Annotated in this window: 12 protein-coding genes; 8 read left to right on the top strand and 4 right to left on the bottom strand. The window is 60.1% G+C overall.

What is annotated here, in order from left to right; translation table 11 throughout:
* Positions 1-160: 160 nt before the first annotated feature.
* Entirely contained in the window at positions 161-856 is a 696-nt protein-coding gene (locus tag H2170_05145; GenBank protein MCS6299471.1) for a hypothetical protein, read from the bottom strand.
* Positions 853-1359, bottom strand: a complete 507-nt coding sequence (locus H2170_05140) for a hypothetical protein (GenBank protein MCS6299470.1) — start codon at positions 1357-1359, stop codon at positions 853-855. The genes H2170_05145 and H2170_05140 overlap by 4 nt, the downstream gene beginning before the upstream one ends.
* 343 nt (positions 1360-1702) lie before the next feature.
* On the opposite strand from H2170_05140, the gene H2170_05135 reads away from it, so the two are divergent.
* The 3 genes from H2170_05135 (at position 1703) to H2170_05125 (ending at position 7310) form a co-directional block, all read left to right on the top strand.
* On the top strand, positions 1703-3196 hold the full coding sequence (locus H2170_05135) for a hypothetical protein (protein MCS6299469.1): 1494 nt from the start codon (positions 1703-1705) through the stop codon (positions 3194-3196).
* Positions 3197-3660: 464 nt separating this feature from the next.
* Positions 3661-5061: a type II toxin-antitoxin system HipA family toxin YjjJ gene (gene yjjJ / locus H2170_05130; protein ID MCS6299468.1), complete on the top strand. Its 1401-nt coding sequence runs from the start codon at positions 3661-3663 to the stop codon at positions 5059-5061.
* Positions 5062-6104: 1043 nt separating this feature from the next.
* Entirely contained in the window at positions 6105-7310 is a 1206-nt protein-coding gene (locus H2170_05125) for a plasmid recombination protein (protein ID MCS6299467.1), read from the top strand.
* A 100-nt stretch (positions 7311-7410) separates the two neighbouring features.
* On the opposite strand, the gene H2170_05120 is transcribed toward H2170_05125, so the two are convergent.
* Complete coding sequence (locus H2170_05120) at positions 7411-7605, bottom strand: hypothetical protein (protein ID MCS6299466.1); 195 nt, start codon at positions 7603-7605, stop codon at positions 7411-7413.
* Between the two features lie 373 nt (positions 7606-7978).
* Here H2170_05120 and H2170_05115 point away from each other — a divergent pair, with 373 nt between their 5' ends.
* The 4 genes from H2170_05115 (at position 7979) to H2170_05100 (ending at position 11259) form a co-directional block, all read left to right on the top strand.
* On the top strand, positions 7979-8260 hold the full coding sequence (locus tag H2170_05115) for a type II toxin-antitoxin system RelE/ParE family toxin (protein ID MCS6299465.1): 282 nt from the start codon (positions 7979-7981) through the stop codon (positions 8258-8260).
* A 5-nt stretch (positions 8261-8265) separates the two neighbouring features.
* Complete coding sequence (locus H2170_05110; protein MCS6299464.1) at positions 8266-8562, top strand: HigA family addiction module antidote protein; 297 nt, start codon at positions 8266-8268, stop codon at positions 8560-8562.
* A gap of 874 nt (positions 8563-9436) precedes the next feature.
* Positions 9437-9796: a hypothetical protein gene (locus H2170_05105; GenBank protein MCS6299463.1), complete on the top strand. Its 360-nt coding sequence runs from the start codon at positions 9437-9439 to the stop codon at positions 9794-9796.
* Positions 9793-11259 carry an IS21 family transposase gene (locus H2170_05100; GenBank protein MCS6299462.1) on the top strand — a complete coding sequence of 489 codons (1467 nt, stop codon included), beginning with the start codon at positions 9793-9795 and terminating at the stop codon, positions 11257-11259. The genes H2170_05105 and H2170_05100 overlap by 4 nt, the downstream gene beginning before the upstream one ends.
* Before the next feature lie 136 nt (positions 11260-11395).
* Here the strand turns inward: H2170_05100 and H2170_05095 are convergent, their stop codons facing one another.
* Entirely contained in the window at positions 11396-12985 is a 1590-nt protein-coding gene (locus tag H2170_05095) for a transposase (GenBank protein ID MCS6299461.1), read from the bottom strand.
* Positions 12986-13028: 43 nt separating this feature from the next.
* Between H2170_05095 and H2170_05090 the strand changes: the two genes are divergently transcribed.
* A complete protein-coding gene (locus tag H2170_05090) occupies positions 13029-13769 on the top strand; it encodes an ATP-binding protein (GenBank protein ID MCS6299460.1) in 741 nt (246 codons plus the stop codon).
* The last annotated feature ends 23 nt before the right edge of the window (positions 13770-13792 follow it).

Raw genomic sequence — 13792 nt, 5'->3', positions numbered from 1 at the left:
TTGGCCCGAACCCGCTTTTTTCAGTCCGACGGGCTGCTAGACAATATAGTTTGATCCCCAACCGCGCAAATTATGTGTGCGGTTGGTACGAGATAATCGCAGTTCGAGGCTGTTGATCGTAGTAGAGCAGACTTACTAAGATCCCTTCTCTGGGGCGGTTTTACGGTTTCGGTTCGATAGCGGCTAGGGCCTGTAGCTTTTTCCTCAACCCCGGCAGTCGGCGCTGGCTGGCTTCATCAAACGGCAGATGCCCCGCCAGTGATTCCTGAAAATCCGCTGCACCCATCAGCCGTGCGACACCTTCCTGCACGAAGGCTCGCAGGCTGGTTTCCGCTTCCGCCAGTTCTTCCACGATGCGCGCCCGCCCGTCGATCACGGCCACGATGTCCTCCAGATCATGGCTGCCGTAATAATCACCCCGGCCGCGGTCCGCAAACGCCGCCAACTTGGTCGCGATAAAAGCCACCGGCGAAATCAGCCGCAGCGGCACCCCGTTGATCGATTCCAATTGGACTGAGGCGAGCGCCTCCGCGAACCACTGGGTGTTGAGCCCCATCAAGGCGCCGCTCGTCGGCATGATGTCCACGATCACCCCGCGATAAAGCCACCGGCAAATTGGCGCACCCGGCGAGGTGTCATGTTCAAACCCGGCGGCCCGGAGCTTGCGCTCCACCTCGGCGTAGTGGCGCTGGGTGACCACCTCGACGATGATGTCCAGGTCGTCGGTGGGCCGCACCGGCGAAAGTCCGCGGTGGTCCACCAAAAATTCCACGATGGAGCCGCCCACGAACGCGTAGTTGAGTTCGAGCGGATCGAGCTGCGCGGCCACCTCGGCCAGAATGGAGGGCAGAATCATGCCACGGCCTCCTTTAGCCGTTTCTCCAATTCCTCCTCGGCCATTTTACGCTCCCGAGCCCGACCGAGGCGCAGCACGTCGACCAAAGCGAGCAAGTCATAAAACTGCGGATCGCGCCCGGCTGCTGCGACGGCGCTCGGATAGAGAGGCTTGACCGCTTGACCGCGCACGGTGCCTTCGGGGTCGGGCCAAACCGGCGGCGGCTCGTTGGCCACCAGTCGTTGGCTGAGCACCGGGGCCGCCCAAGCGGTCGGCACGCCCCGGGTACTGGCCTGCAGACTGGCCGGAAAAACAAAGGGAAGCCCGTTGATTAAAAAACGCAGCAACGCCTGGCGATTAACCCGCCGCGAAACCGGCTCGACCAACCGAGACTCGACCAACCGGCGCACGCACGCATGGGCTTCCGAAGCGCTCAAACCCACCGATTGCCCCAAAAGGGCATAACCCTGAGGCGCGTCGGGATTGAGCAACTTGAGTGCGACCATGACATCCTGAGCTTTCATGTGTGCATATTCTCTATTCGCGAATGGCGAATGCAACCCCAATTCCCCCCCCTTGCCGAATCGCGATAGACCGGAAAGCCAGGACCGCGTGTGAAGCGCGTCCCCAACACGAATGAAACCGCCACAGAACGCCCCAAATTATTTGTCAGCGATTTGCCAGCAAAGGTGTTTCTGGCTTCACTTAGGCGCAGTTAGGGTTAGTTTCTTTCCTGTCTCAAAACATTAACTCGAGCCTGTCCCGAAAGCATAAAAACCTAGCAGTGAACTATTAGCATAAGTTTAATGATGCCTAAAGAGGGGTAATTCCCTGGTTTTGGTCAAAAAAAAGCCGCTATAATCGGCCATGAAGTCAAAACCCGTATCCGCCACCTCGGCCATTGCCCTGCAACGCTGGTTGCGTCCGGCGCTAACGCCAGTCGGTGCCAATAAAGATTACGCCGAGTTTCGCCAGCAATTGGAAGGACTCGACGCGTTGTTGCGTGGCAGCCACTTGGAGACGATGGCGATGGACTTTGCCAAGGCGGGGGCAGGCCAAGCCAGTGTCGCACAACTACGCCAGCGTATGGAGTTTGCGCTCAAAGCGTTACGCTTTGAAGTGTTGCGGGTGCATTTGGGCAACATATCCTTTCGCGAGCTTTCCCGTAGCATTGCCTCAAGTGATTTACTGGCGGATTTTTGCGGTGTTCGCACGCTTGAGGGAATCAAGGGGGCGTCCAAAAGTGTGCTGGAGCGGGCCTCGAAGTTTTTCACCGCCGAACAGGTGCGCTGGATGGGGCAAGTGTTGGTGGAGATGTGCGGCGAGAAGGATCGCGCCACTGAACTCGGGTTGAGCGCGCCGCTGGACATGGATGTTTGCCTCATCGACGGCACGTGCTTGGAGACCAACATCCACTTCCCGGTGGACTGGGTGCTGTTGCGTGATGTGTCCAAGACTTTGCTCAAGGCCATGATTTTAATCCGCCGCGCTGGACTGCTCCACCGTATGCCTGAAGAGCCGGAGTGCTTTGCCAAGCAGATGAACAAGTTGTGCATGTCAATGACCCACGCAGGCCGCCGCAACGACGCCAAGCGCGCGCGTAAACAGATCCTGCGCAAGATGAAGACGCTGTTACGCACGATCGGAGAACATGCCCGCCGCCACCGCGACCTGTTGGCGCAGAAGTATAGCCAAACCCATTACAGCCAACGCCAAACCAAGCGGATAACCACCCGCATCGACGCTATGCTCGGCCAACTGCCCGCCGTCATCAAGCAGGCCCACGAGCGCATCATCGGCGGACGCCCGGTGCCCAACGACCAAAAGATCCTCAGCGTGCATGAACTTGATGTGAACGTACTGGTTCGCGGCAAAGCAGGGAGCCAAGTCGAGTTTGGCAACTCGTTGCTGTTGAGCGAGGCGCTCTCCGGTTTAATCACCGACTGGCAACTCTACCAGGGCGCGGCTCCGGCAGAATGGTGCCAACTCGAGGAAAGCCTGGCGCGGCAGAACCGCTTTGACCTGAGTGCGCCGATTAGCGCGGTCGGCACCGACCGCGGCTTCGCCACCAAAAAAACTTCCGCAATGCTCAAGCAACAAGACGTTTACGATGCGGTATGCCCGCGTGATCCGCACGCGCTCAAGGAGCGTTTGAGCGAAAAACGCTTCGCCCAATTGCAGCGGCGCCGTTCGGCGACCGAAGCGCGCATTGCGATCCTCAAACAACGCCTCGGCGGACGCTTGCGCTGTAAAGGGTTTGCCAACCGCTACCGTTCGGTGGGTTGGAGTGTACTCGGTCACAACCTCTGGCTGGTGTCACGAATCCTTGCCGAGGAAATAACACTTCCGCTGGCCGCTTAATTCAATTTTCCGGCAAAAATGTGAATAACCCTGGGGCTCGCCCCGGCTTTGCCGTACCTTACTACCGCGCTTGGGGGCGGGAAAAATCGATTCGGGCCGCCGTTTAACGTCGCTGGGGTGATTCGTGCCACCTCGTTCGCCCGCAATCCCAATGGACCTCTGCGCACTTTTTAAAAATCCGGAAATTTGGGGCAGGCTCTAAATAACATACACACACTATGGCAGTTATTTCCGAGCAGGGTGGGGGATGGAGGTTAGGCACAGATCGGTCACCCGGTCGTCGGTGGATCTGTACCGCAAACAGCAACGTAAGTTTAAAGCTCCATTAGCCGCACCAGTTAAGCCCAGCAAAAAATAATTAAGATTTATATTTGTGCGAAAAAAACCAACATTTTCACATAAATAGCTTTTCTGGTTAAATTAGCAATTGCAGATAACAAAAAGTATCTGTGCGTTATTGAGGCATGCCCCGGCCTCTTCAACTAGATCCCAACGCCCTCTTGCTCCGGCTCCAGTCACAGGGGCCGCTAACGGCGCAGGCGCTCGCCGACGCCGTCGGGGTTGATCGTTCCCGCGTTTCTCGGGGGCTCACGGCCTTGGGCGCGCCCATCGTGCGACTCGGCGTTACGCGCGGTGCCCGTTATGCGCTGCGCCGACCTGTGCGCGGCCTCGGCGATACGTTTTTGATTCGGCGTATCGACGCTGAGGGCCGCGCCCAAGACTGGGCCGAACTCACCACACTGCATGGTGGGTGGCGCGTAGCTTGGGCCCATCCGCAAAACGTACCCGCTTGGGCGGACGCCCGGCTGCTTTCGCTCGGGGGATGGAGCGAGGGTTTTCCCTTCTTCCTGAGCGACATCCGCCCACAAGGCTACCTCGGCCGCGCCTTAGGTCGCGGGCTACCGCAGGCGCTCGGCCTCGATACCGATCCACGCAATTGGGGCGACGACGATACACTCGTGTACCTTCAATCCGAAGGCGAAGACCTGCCAGGCGATCTTGTTGTGGGCGATTTTCCGCTGCGCAGGATTCAAGAACGAATGCTGCAACCCGCACCGTACCACCTCGGCGCGGCGGATCGGGCGGAACACTATCCGCTCAACGCCATATCCGTGCTCGCTCCGCGCGGCGGCTCTTCCGTTGAAGGCGAACAGCCCAAGTTTCTCGCGACGTTGGCCGGTGCGAATGCCCCGGAGCACGTCATCGTCAAGTTCACCGATACGCTGTCCACCCCAACAGGCCGCCGTTGGGCCGACCTGCTCGTGGGCGAGGCGCATGCGCTGGCCGTGCTTCATGAAAACGGCGAAAGCCATGCGGCCCCCCGACTGCTTGACGCGGGTGAACGGCTTTTTTTTGAAGCCCCCCGCTTCGACCGCGTTGGTGCGCACGGACGACGCGGCGTCGTATCCCTGCGAGCGTTGCACGATGCTTTCCCCGGACCCGATGCGAACGCCTGGCTGCCCGTCGCCGCGAACCTCATGGCGAGCGGCTTAATTGATGCCGCAGCGCTACGCTCGATCCGCCTGCGCCACGCGTTCGGGATGCTGACCGGCAATAGCGACATGCATTTGGGGAACCTCGCCTTCTGGCTTGAAGATACGCTGCCCCTGCGGCTCGCGCCCGCTTACGACATGTTGCCCATGTTGTGGGCACCGGTCGCCGGCAACGCCACGCCGCTCCCCGTGTTTGCACCCGCGCTCCCCTTGCCCGCCGAACTTGAGTGGTGGCGGCCGGCCGCAGGCTGGGCCGCAGATTTTTGGCAACGGGTCGCGACCGATCAGCGGGTGTCGCCGGGGTTTGCCCGGATCGCCCGCGAGGCCGGCGAAACGGTCGGTCGCCTCCGGGCCCATTTCGGCATCGGTTGATTTCCCCTCGTTTGAACTTTTGGCCGTGTCGTGTCTCGCACCCCACCGGACCCGTGACTCAGATCCAAAACTGTTTTCGGCGATCCAAGCGCAAAGGGACCGATTCTAGCTGAATTGTCCCTCTCGGCTCGGGGGTGGTTTGGGGCCGCGTGAGGGCCCGACAAAAATGGGCAACGTGGGCGAAGTCGCACGATTCAATACACGGTTGCAGGCGTGGTGACTTCGCCACTGTCCGAGCGGGGTGGTTTAGCTCAGCAGGTGCCTAAACACGGAGGGTAGACTGGTGGATTGGACGCCCGCCCCCGCGCTCAGCGTTGTGGTAATGAGGACGCCGAAGGACCACTTGTTGTGCCGCTCGGGCTACACCGCTTGGCCACGTGCAGATTGCGGTGCCGTGCCTGTCGCTGAAGGTCAGGTTGAGCGACGACTTGCCCCATGTCTTTCTCGGAATGCTGTTCGGGTAATCCGGCTCCACCAAAGTTCCTCCGACACCAGTCAACTCAAGCATGGCGGGGCGGGTCAGGGGAGGGCAACAGGCACCTCACCCGTTCGCCTATTTACGGCTCACTCAAGCCGGTCTTGATCACCAAGACCTGTCCGTAAAAAAAAGGCCTCATCGAGCCGGACAACGGCCACTTGAACCGCCTGCTCAAAAGTCACCTGACTCTGCGCGACTCTCATGCGCTTGCCGGGACGCCAACCTACGGCGCAGCGAGCGGGTTATCGGTAAGCTGGCGCGATCACTAAGAACGCTGCACGGGACGCGTTATCCGGAGGCCCGTGAGATCGCCGTGAGGGTAGTCGAGTTTTAGCGCCATCTGATTTTAAACGATGCCCAACCAGGTGAATGCAACGTGGGCGGGGGAGCGGCGAGTAGTGGGTAGTGGGCGGAGCGGGTTTTATGCGCTGCGGGGGTGAAACTGCTTGCTGGATAGAGGCATGGGAAATAGCCGGGATAAATATCATACACACACTATGGCATTTATCGGGCTGGAGCTGGGGGATAGAGGTTAGTGCCTGCTCATCCCCCCATAATTGGGGATATGGCCAATCCACATTATTGCATCTTGATCATCAAAAAACAGCGCGGCGACAACCTTTCAAAAGTCGACCAGCACAACGCCCGATCCGTGCCTACACCCAACGCGGACATGAGCATGGTCGACGGCGTTCGGATTCTCCGATTCCGGGGTAATTCTACCAGTGAGGCTGTTGCAAAACGCGTAGCGCAAGCGGGGGCAAAGTTGCCAAGTCATAACTGTTATGTCGCCTTTGAGGTGATCGTTTCGTTGAGTCCAAACGCGCCTTTGGCGCCCTCTGATGAGGTGTTTTCTGCTCGTTCGTTGGCGTTTTTAGACGCTGAATTTGGCACCGAAAATGTGGTTTCGGTTTGGTTTCATCGCGATGAAAAGTCCCCCCATATCCATGCGATCGTCGTACCAATTGCGGAGGGACTGCCACGTGGTCGACCCACTTTCGGTGCAGCCCCAAAGGTGGTTTCAGTAGTGAGTTGGAACCGCTTTTCGGGGTCGTATAAGCGGATGATGCGGAAGGGGGCAGGGCCCGTTGAGGCTCATAATACCACAATGAAAGCGTGGCAAACTCACTGGGCCCATGTGTGGTCAGACCATGATTACCGGAGGGGAATTCCGTGCAAAAGAACCGTACTCCCAATAAAGGACGTGCAAATGCAAACCGCGGCCATTCATGACATGGCGGGCATGGCGCAGGTCGACTTTATCCGAGGCATCGAAGCACTCAAAGTAGATCCTTCACTGAGCCCCGAAGCCGGGCTCAAGGTGGTTATCGAGCAGACGAAGACTTTGATTCAGGCCTCCTTTGTTGGTGTCATCCAGCCCCTGGTAGAGCTCGCCTCACGGGGCGTGCAGCTGGAGGTGGAGCGAGAGTCTCGCGCTGAACTCGGTGATCGGAATCAGCGGCTTGACGCGGAGCTTAGTGATGCCCTCAAAGCTAATGTTGCGCTGCATCAGGAGGCGCGCGATTTGGGTGTACACGTTCAGGAATTGAAGGACGAAAATGAGTCTCTGAAGTGCTCCATTAATATGCGCAAGGATGGGGTTGTAGCTGATTGGGTCGATGAAATGACGGACTCCGAATTGAGGGAGTGGGTGCTAGCTGAATTGGGCCGACGAGAGCAGGATCGGCGTGGTCCACATGGCCACCAAACAAGGCCTCCGCTAAGCGATCCCGGCATTTCGCCTAATCCCTCGGGTGCGCCCAGTCACTGAGCATTTCCACTGCGATTTTCACAATAGAAAACCACAGGCCGGCCCCCTTTCAGGGGGGGGGCCGACTTGAGGTTTTTAAGGCCTTTACAGCCCCGGTTGATCAGTGGGGTGGGGGTGAATTAGCACTGATGGAATGCAGATAAGCCGCACTTTGTGGCGGCCAACCGGCTGCACACAGGTGGGGTGCACCGGGCCACGCCAGCGCAGTTCCCCCCCCACTACGTTTAGGCCGGGGGACGTCGCGGGCCAGTACTTTTAACGACGCGTCGAGCGCAAACTCGTTGTTGGGGAACATAAAAACGCCCCGACCCAGTCGCTTGAGCCAAGAAGGGCAAACGCACGACTCTTAGACGGTTGCGTACGCACGAAATCCGCTTCCTCGGTGTGGAAGGGGACGCCAAGCGCAGCGAGGTGAGGCAGGGTTCCTCGACACTTTCAGGTTTTCCGGCCGCCTCTTGGGCTCGTGCGTCAAGCAGTCCAGCTTGAGCACAATCTTGTTCACAAGCCGGGGTTACATGCAGGGCCAATGTGGGTTCGGCCCAGTCTTGGGCGCGGCCCTCGGCGTCAGCAAGCGGAAGTTTTCATCTATAGCCAATACTTCAAGTACGCCATCATTGTTCACGCTTGACGAGATGCACGCGATGCAGGAATAGTAGCAATACAAGCCAGTGATTCAATCCTTTGCAGATAAACCAACCGAATCCCTATGGTTCGGACGCCGCCCGCCCGAACTGCCACCCGTAATCCATAAAACCGCACTCAAGAAGCTCACCCAGCTTCACGGTGCGTCCGCTCTCGACGAACTCCGTATTCCGCCCGGCAACCGACTGGAGCCATTAAAGGGCAACCGAATCGGCCAACACAGCATCCGAGTAAACGATCAATACCGAGTCTGCTTTCGGTGGGACGCTCAAAGCGCCCACGACGTAGAAATAACCGATTATCATTAAAAAATATGAGCAAACACCTCAACGTCCATCCCGGTGAACTCCTCCGTGAAGATTTTTTGATTCCGATGGGAATCACACCCTATCGCTTGGCTAAGGACGCCAAGCTCCCGCAACAGCGCGTCAATGAAATCGTAAACGAGAAACGCGGCATCTCTGCGGAAACCGACCTCCACCTATGCGCTTATTTTGGCCTCAATCCGGGTTACTGGCTCCGCGTTCAGTTAGCCTATGATCTTCGTGAAGCGATCAATACCGTTGGTGACAAGATCAAGGCAACCGTTCAGCCGCTCAAGGCCGCGTGATTGACGGAACTCCCGTCGAACTCCAAAGTAACGGGCCTAGAGCCTGTCATGAAGCCAAAGATGGGTATAGTGGAGGGTGGAAACTGAACCACGACGGAGTTATCCGACGGACGTAACCGACGAGGAATGGGGTTTTGTAGCCCACTACCTCAGCTTGATTAAGGAAAGTTATGGCCAGCGTGTGAGCGGCGAGCGGGAAAGCGTCTATTTCTGGCGGTTAGGAATGCACTTCTTCTTCGGTGGATCTTCTTCCCCTTAAAAAGAGTAATACTCTTCTTCCGTGGGTGGGTTTTCTTCCCTGTCCGGCTGGGGATATGAGGGGTGCGAATGGGTGGAGATTGAACCGGCGGGACGCTTGGCGGATGCACAGCGATGCATCCAACCGGTTCACGCAAGTGTTTGCACTGTGTCGATTTCTTTCTGCCCGACGCGCATAACCGCGAGCGTCAGCGCTACTGCGGGAAGCCGGGATGCCGACGGGCGAGCCGGGCGGCCAGTCAGGCCAAATGGTTGGCGAAGCCGGAGAACCTCGACCACTGGAAAGGCCCAGAAAATGTCCAACGGGTGCAGGAGTGGCGGAAGGCCAATCCGGGGTACTCACGGCGGAGGGGGCCGCGACGGCGGGTGGCGTTACAAGACATCCCAACTACGCAATCCGTTGTGCACCAGCCTAAAGCCGAGCCGGTCGCCGAGGTGGCGTTACCGAATCCCTGCGCGGCGTTACAAGACAGATGGGAGTCGCAAAACCCTGTGCTCGTGGGGCTTATCGCGCAGTTCGCCGGAGTGACGTTACAAGAGGACCTCGAACCCATGCTGCGACACCTGCAATCCCGGGGGCGGGTGATCCTGGGCATCGACGTCCAGCCGCCCGATTATGCAAAAACAACCGATCGATCGCGAACAACTCCGGCGCACGCCGGCCCAGTTTAGCTGGCTGGACCACCGGCTGGTGCGGGGCAATTACCTGGGGCGGGCCAGTGCCCCCGCCTGGGGACTTTATCTGGTCCTGGTAACCGTGGGTGACGCCGACGGGCTGAGTTACTACGCCACGCGCACCCTGGCCCGGCTGCTCACGCTCAGCGAGGACGGCCTGGTCGAGGCGCGTCGGCAGTTAATCGAGGCCGGGGTGATCGCCTACGCCGCGCCACTTTACCAGGTGCTCTCCTTGGACCGGGGCAGGCCAACGCACACGCTGGCGGCAACGCCGCCGCCGAGCCGGGAGGTGGGCGCGTGATCGATTACGAACTGTATTGCCGGATAAAACAGGCGGAGGCGGCCGGTCACAGTGCGCCGCAAATCGCCCGCTCGCTCCAGTTGCACGTGCAGACGGTGAGGCGCTGGCAGGCGCAGGAAAAGTACGTGCGCAGCCAGGCCGCGCAGGTGCCTAGGCCAAGCAAGCTCGACGTGCACAAGCCGGCGATCGCGCGGTGGCTGGAGGCCCATCCGTTCACCGCCATGCAGCTCTGGCAAAAGGTGCGCGAGCGGGGGTACACGGGCGGGTATTCAATTTTGAAAGACTACGTGCGGCGGGTGCGGCCGCGGAACCTGGAGGCGTTTCTTACCCTCAAGTTTGCCCCCGGCCAGACCGCGCAGGTGGACTGGGGCAGTTTTGGCGCGGTGGAGGTGGACGGCACCCGGCGGGCTTTAAGTTTTTTCGTCATGGTTTTGGGGTACAGCCGGTTCCTGCATGTGGAATTTACCCTCGGGCAGGGCCAGGAGTGGTGGCTGGGCTGTCACCGGCGCGCCTTTGAAAAACTCGGCGGGGTGCCGCGCGAGGTGATGGTGGACAACTGCAAGACGGCCGTCCTCTCGCATGTGCCCGGGACCGACCCGGTGTACAACGCCCAGTACCTGGACTTTGCCCGGCACTACGGGTTTACGATAAAAGCGTGCGGGCTGGGGCATCCGCAGTCCAAGGGCATGGTGGAAAACGCGGTGGGTTACGTGAAAAAAAGCTTCCTTGGCGGGAGGCAGATGAATGGGTTTACCGAGCTGGGGCCGGCCGCCAGCTTGTGGCTGGAAACGGTGGCCAACGTGCGCGTTCACGCTGAAACCCAGGGCCGGCCGGTGGACCGGCTGCCCGAGGAGCGCGCTGCGCTCCTGCCGCTTAACCCGGTGGCCAGTCCGGCGGTGCGCACCTTAAGCGTGCGGGCGTCGCGGCGGTGCCGGGTGAGTATCGAAACGAACCGCTACTCGGTGCCCACGAAGTTTGCCGGGGCGCTACTCACCGCGCAGATCGAGGGGGCGCAGGTGAGGTTTTATGCGGACCGCACCCTGGTGGCCGAGCATGCCCGCAGTTTTGCCCGCCGCGCCGATGTGGAAAACCCCGAGCATGTGCGCGAACTCGAGGAGCGCAAACGGCAGGGGGCGCGGCAGCGCCTGCGGCTACGGTTTTTGGAACTGAGCCCGGCGGCACCCGCCTACCAACGGGGGCTGGAGGAGCGCCGACTCAACGCGGGACACCACCTGGCGACTATCGTGGGTTTGGTGGCCCTGTATGGAACGGAGGCAGTCGGCCGGGCGATCGAAAGCGCCCATGAACTCGGCGCCTACTCCAGCGATTACATCCTCAACTTGCTCGAACAACGCGCGCGGGCCTTGCCGCAAGCCGGGCCGATCCACCTCACCCGCGCCGACGCGTTGGCCGCACTGGAACTCGAACTGCGTCCCCCGGATTTAAGCCCCTATACCCAATGAAAACAGAACCCGAAAAACCCGATTTATTAAAAGACCAGCTCAACCTAAATCCGGCAATAGAAAGTGCGGCCGGCGGGCGTTGCCCGTCGGATAGATGAGGGTGGAGAGTGCTGCGGCAGGCTGAACGGAAGCGCGATCAGCTTGGGGCGGTGGCCAAAGGCGGTTCAGGGCCGAGTACAGGGAAGTTTTCCTGTAAAATCCTCGCTACGATTTGCCCCCAGCGCTGGGCGACACTCCATTGCTCCGCATTATGAAGGATACCATGTAACCATCTGGCCAACTTTGTGATGAGTTCACTCAGGCGAGGTGCCTCGGCATGGCTCAAGCGCACGTCCAGGCGGCGTTGACCGGAGTGTTCGCTCTGCCGGGTCGCTCCGCAGAGCAGACGGGGACGTGTACTCACCGCCTCGTGGTGCTGACCGGGTTGAAGCAGGCGGTGATAGAGCGTCCACCAGTTGTAAACCAGTGCGGCCAAACGCGCGGCGTGCTGACAGGAGTTTAGCTCCTGGGAGGTAAACCCCGACCAGCTCCACTGGTTCTTGAGCTCGTCGAAGGGGTTTTCCGCGCCCCCACGTTCCCGATACAGGGTGGCAAGGGTAAGGATCTCGTAGGGCAGGCTCGTAACGAGGATCTGATGTTCGTAGATGATCGGCTCGCAGGCGGCCGCGTCGGGGATGTTCAGCAGCAAAGCGTGGTCGGCTTGCTCGCGCACGAGGCGGCGGCGGGCCCGGGGGTGGCGTTGGTCGTTGAGGCGACGGCGCAAGACCACCACACGTCGGGCCCGGTTCCAGCCTTGCAGGCGCAGGCAGCTTTCGCAGCCCTGCCAGCCTTGTCCGGCGTCGGTCCAAGCGGTGGTGGTGGTGCGTTCAAGCGCGGCCACCAGCTCGCGGGCCTTGGCGGTGCGGCGCAGTTTGAACAAATAGTTGAGTTTACGCGCTTCAGCTTCACTGAGCAGCGCCTCCTGGCCATAGGCGCAGTCACCGCGCAAAAGATGGGGCCGGCGCTCGGCTGGCAGTCGGTCGATGAGCGCCCACAGCCCCGCAAAACCATGTCCGGCGGCGGATTGATCGCCGGGGTGCACCTCCACGTCCAGACACAGGCGCAAGGTGGCGATCCAGTAGGTGTGGTAGGCGTGGCTGGGGCGTCCGGGCTTTTGCGGGTTATAGCCGATGCTGGCACCTTCCTGACGTCCATAGATGGGCTTGATGGTGACATCGATGTCGAGGATCCACTGGTTATCCAAAAACCCATGACAGGTTTGGTCGAGGTGACGCCGCAACCAGTCCTGCCCCTGCTCGGCACCGATGCGAGCCAGCGCCCGGCGCACACAATCCTCGCTGACAATCGACTTAAGTCCGAGCAGGCTCGGGGCAATGTCGTCGCCGCGCAGGGCCGCGAGGTGCGCGTAGCGATAGTGCCCGGAGAGCATCCCCAAAAGCAGGGTTCCAATCACGTCGCGAGGGCGGTGTGCGCGGTTGCTGCTGTAACAAAGCGGCGTGTCCGCAACCAGTGCCTCGAAGCCTCCTGTCGCACACAAGTACTGCGTGAAAAACACCAGTGCCCCCAAGGGGCTCACCGGCAACTCTGGGGCGAACTGCGCACGAAAACGTCCTCCGGGTGTATCCACAATCAACACCTCGGCGGCATCGCTTGGCGTTGCCTTGTGATCAGGGTTTTCTGACTCACCCTCGGGGTGAGCTTTTTCCGGCGGTAAAAACGGCGGCATATGACAGCCAAACAATCACCTGCGTGATTTTTGGCTAGTTTCTATTGCCGGATTTAGGCTCAAGTATCTGAAACTCGGTTACCTGTTGCGTCACCACGGCGAACTGACCGCCGAGGCGGCCAAGGCGCGCTGTTCGCACGCCGAATTTTTACGCCGACTGGTGCAGGCCGAGACCCAGGACCGCCAGATCCGGGCGCTGGAGCGGCGTATCCAGGCGGCGCGCTTCCCGGTCAAGAAAACCGTCGACCAGTTCCAGTGGGACTGGCCCAAGGAGTTGAACGAAGCGCAGGTGCGGCACCTCTTCGAACTGGGCTTTGTGAAGGAGCGCACCAACGTGGTGTTTTGCGGTGGTGTGGGGCTTGGGAAGACACATCTCGCGAGCGCGTTGGGCTACGCGGCCTGCCAGGCGGGTTACACGGTGCTGTTTACGACGGCGGTGGACGCGATCAACGCCCTGGTCACCGCCCAGTCCCTGCACCGGTTGCAAGCCGAGTTGAAGCGTTACATGACCCCTGCGGTGCTCGTGCTCGATGAGGTCGGCTACCTGCCGCTCGACAAGTCGGGGGCCGACCTGCTCTTCCAGATCGTCAGCCAACGCTACGAACGCGGCTCGCTGATCGTCACCACCAACAAGGCCTACAAACACTGGGCAGGGATCTTTAACAACGACGCTGGCATCACCGCGGCGATCTTGGACCGCCTGCTGCACCGCGCTCAGACCGTCGTCATCGAGGGCAAATCCTACCGCATGAAAGACCGCCTGGCCGACGAACCCGCAAGCTGACCAGTCTCGAAAGCCGGCCCCTG

Origin of the sequence: Opitutus sp. (genome assembly GCA_024998815.1) — a bacterium.
In the GTDB taxonomy this organism is placed as follows: Bacteria; Verrucomicrobiota; Verrucomicrobiia; order Opitutales; family Opitutaceae; genus Rariglobus.
This window is presented reverse-complemented; position numbering and strand designations above follow the sequence as displayed.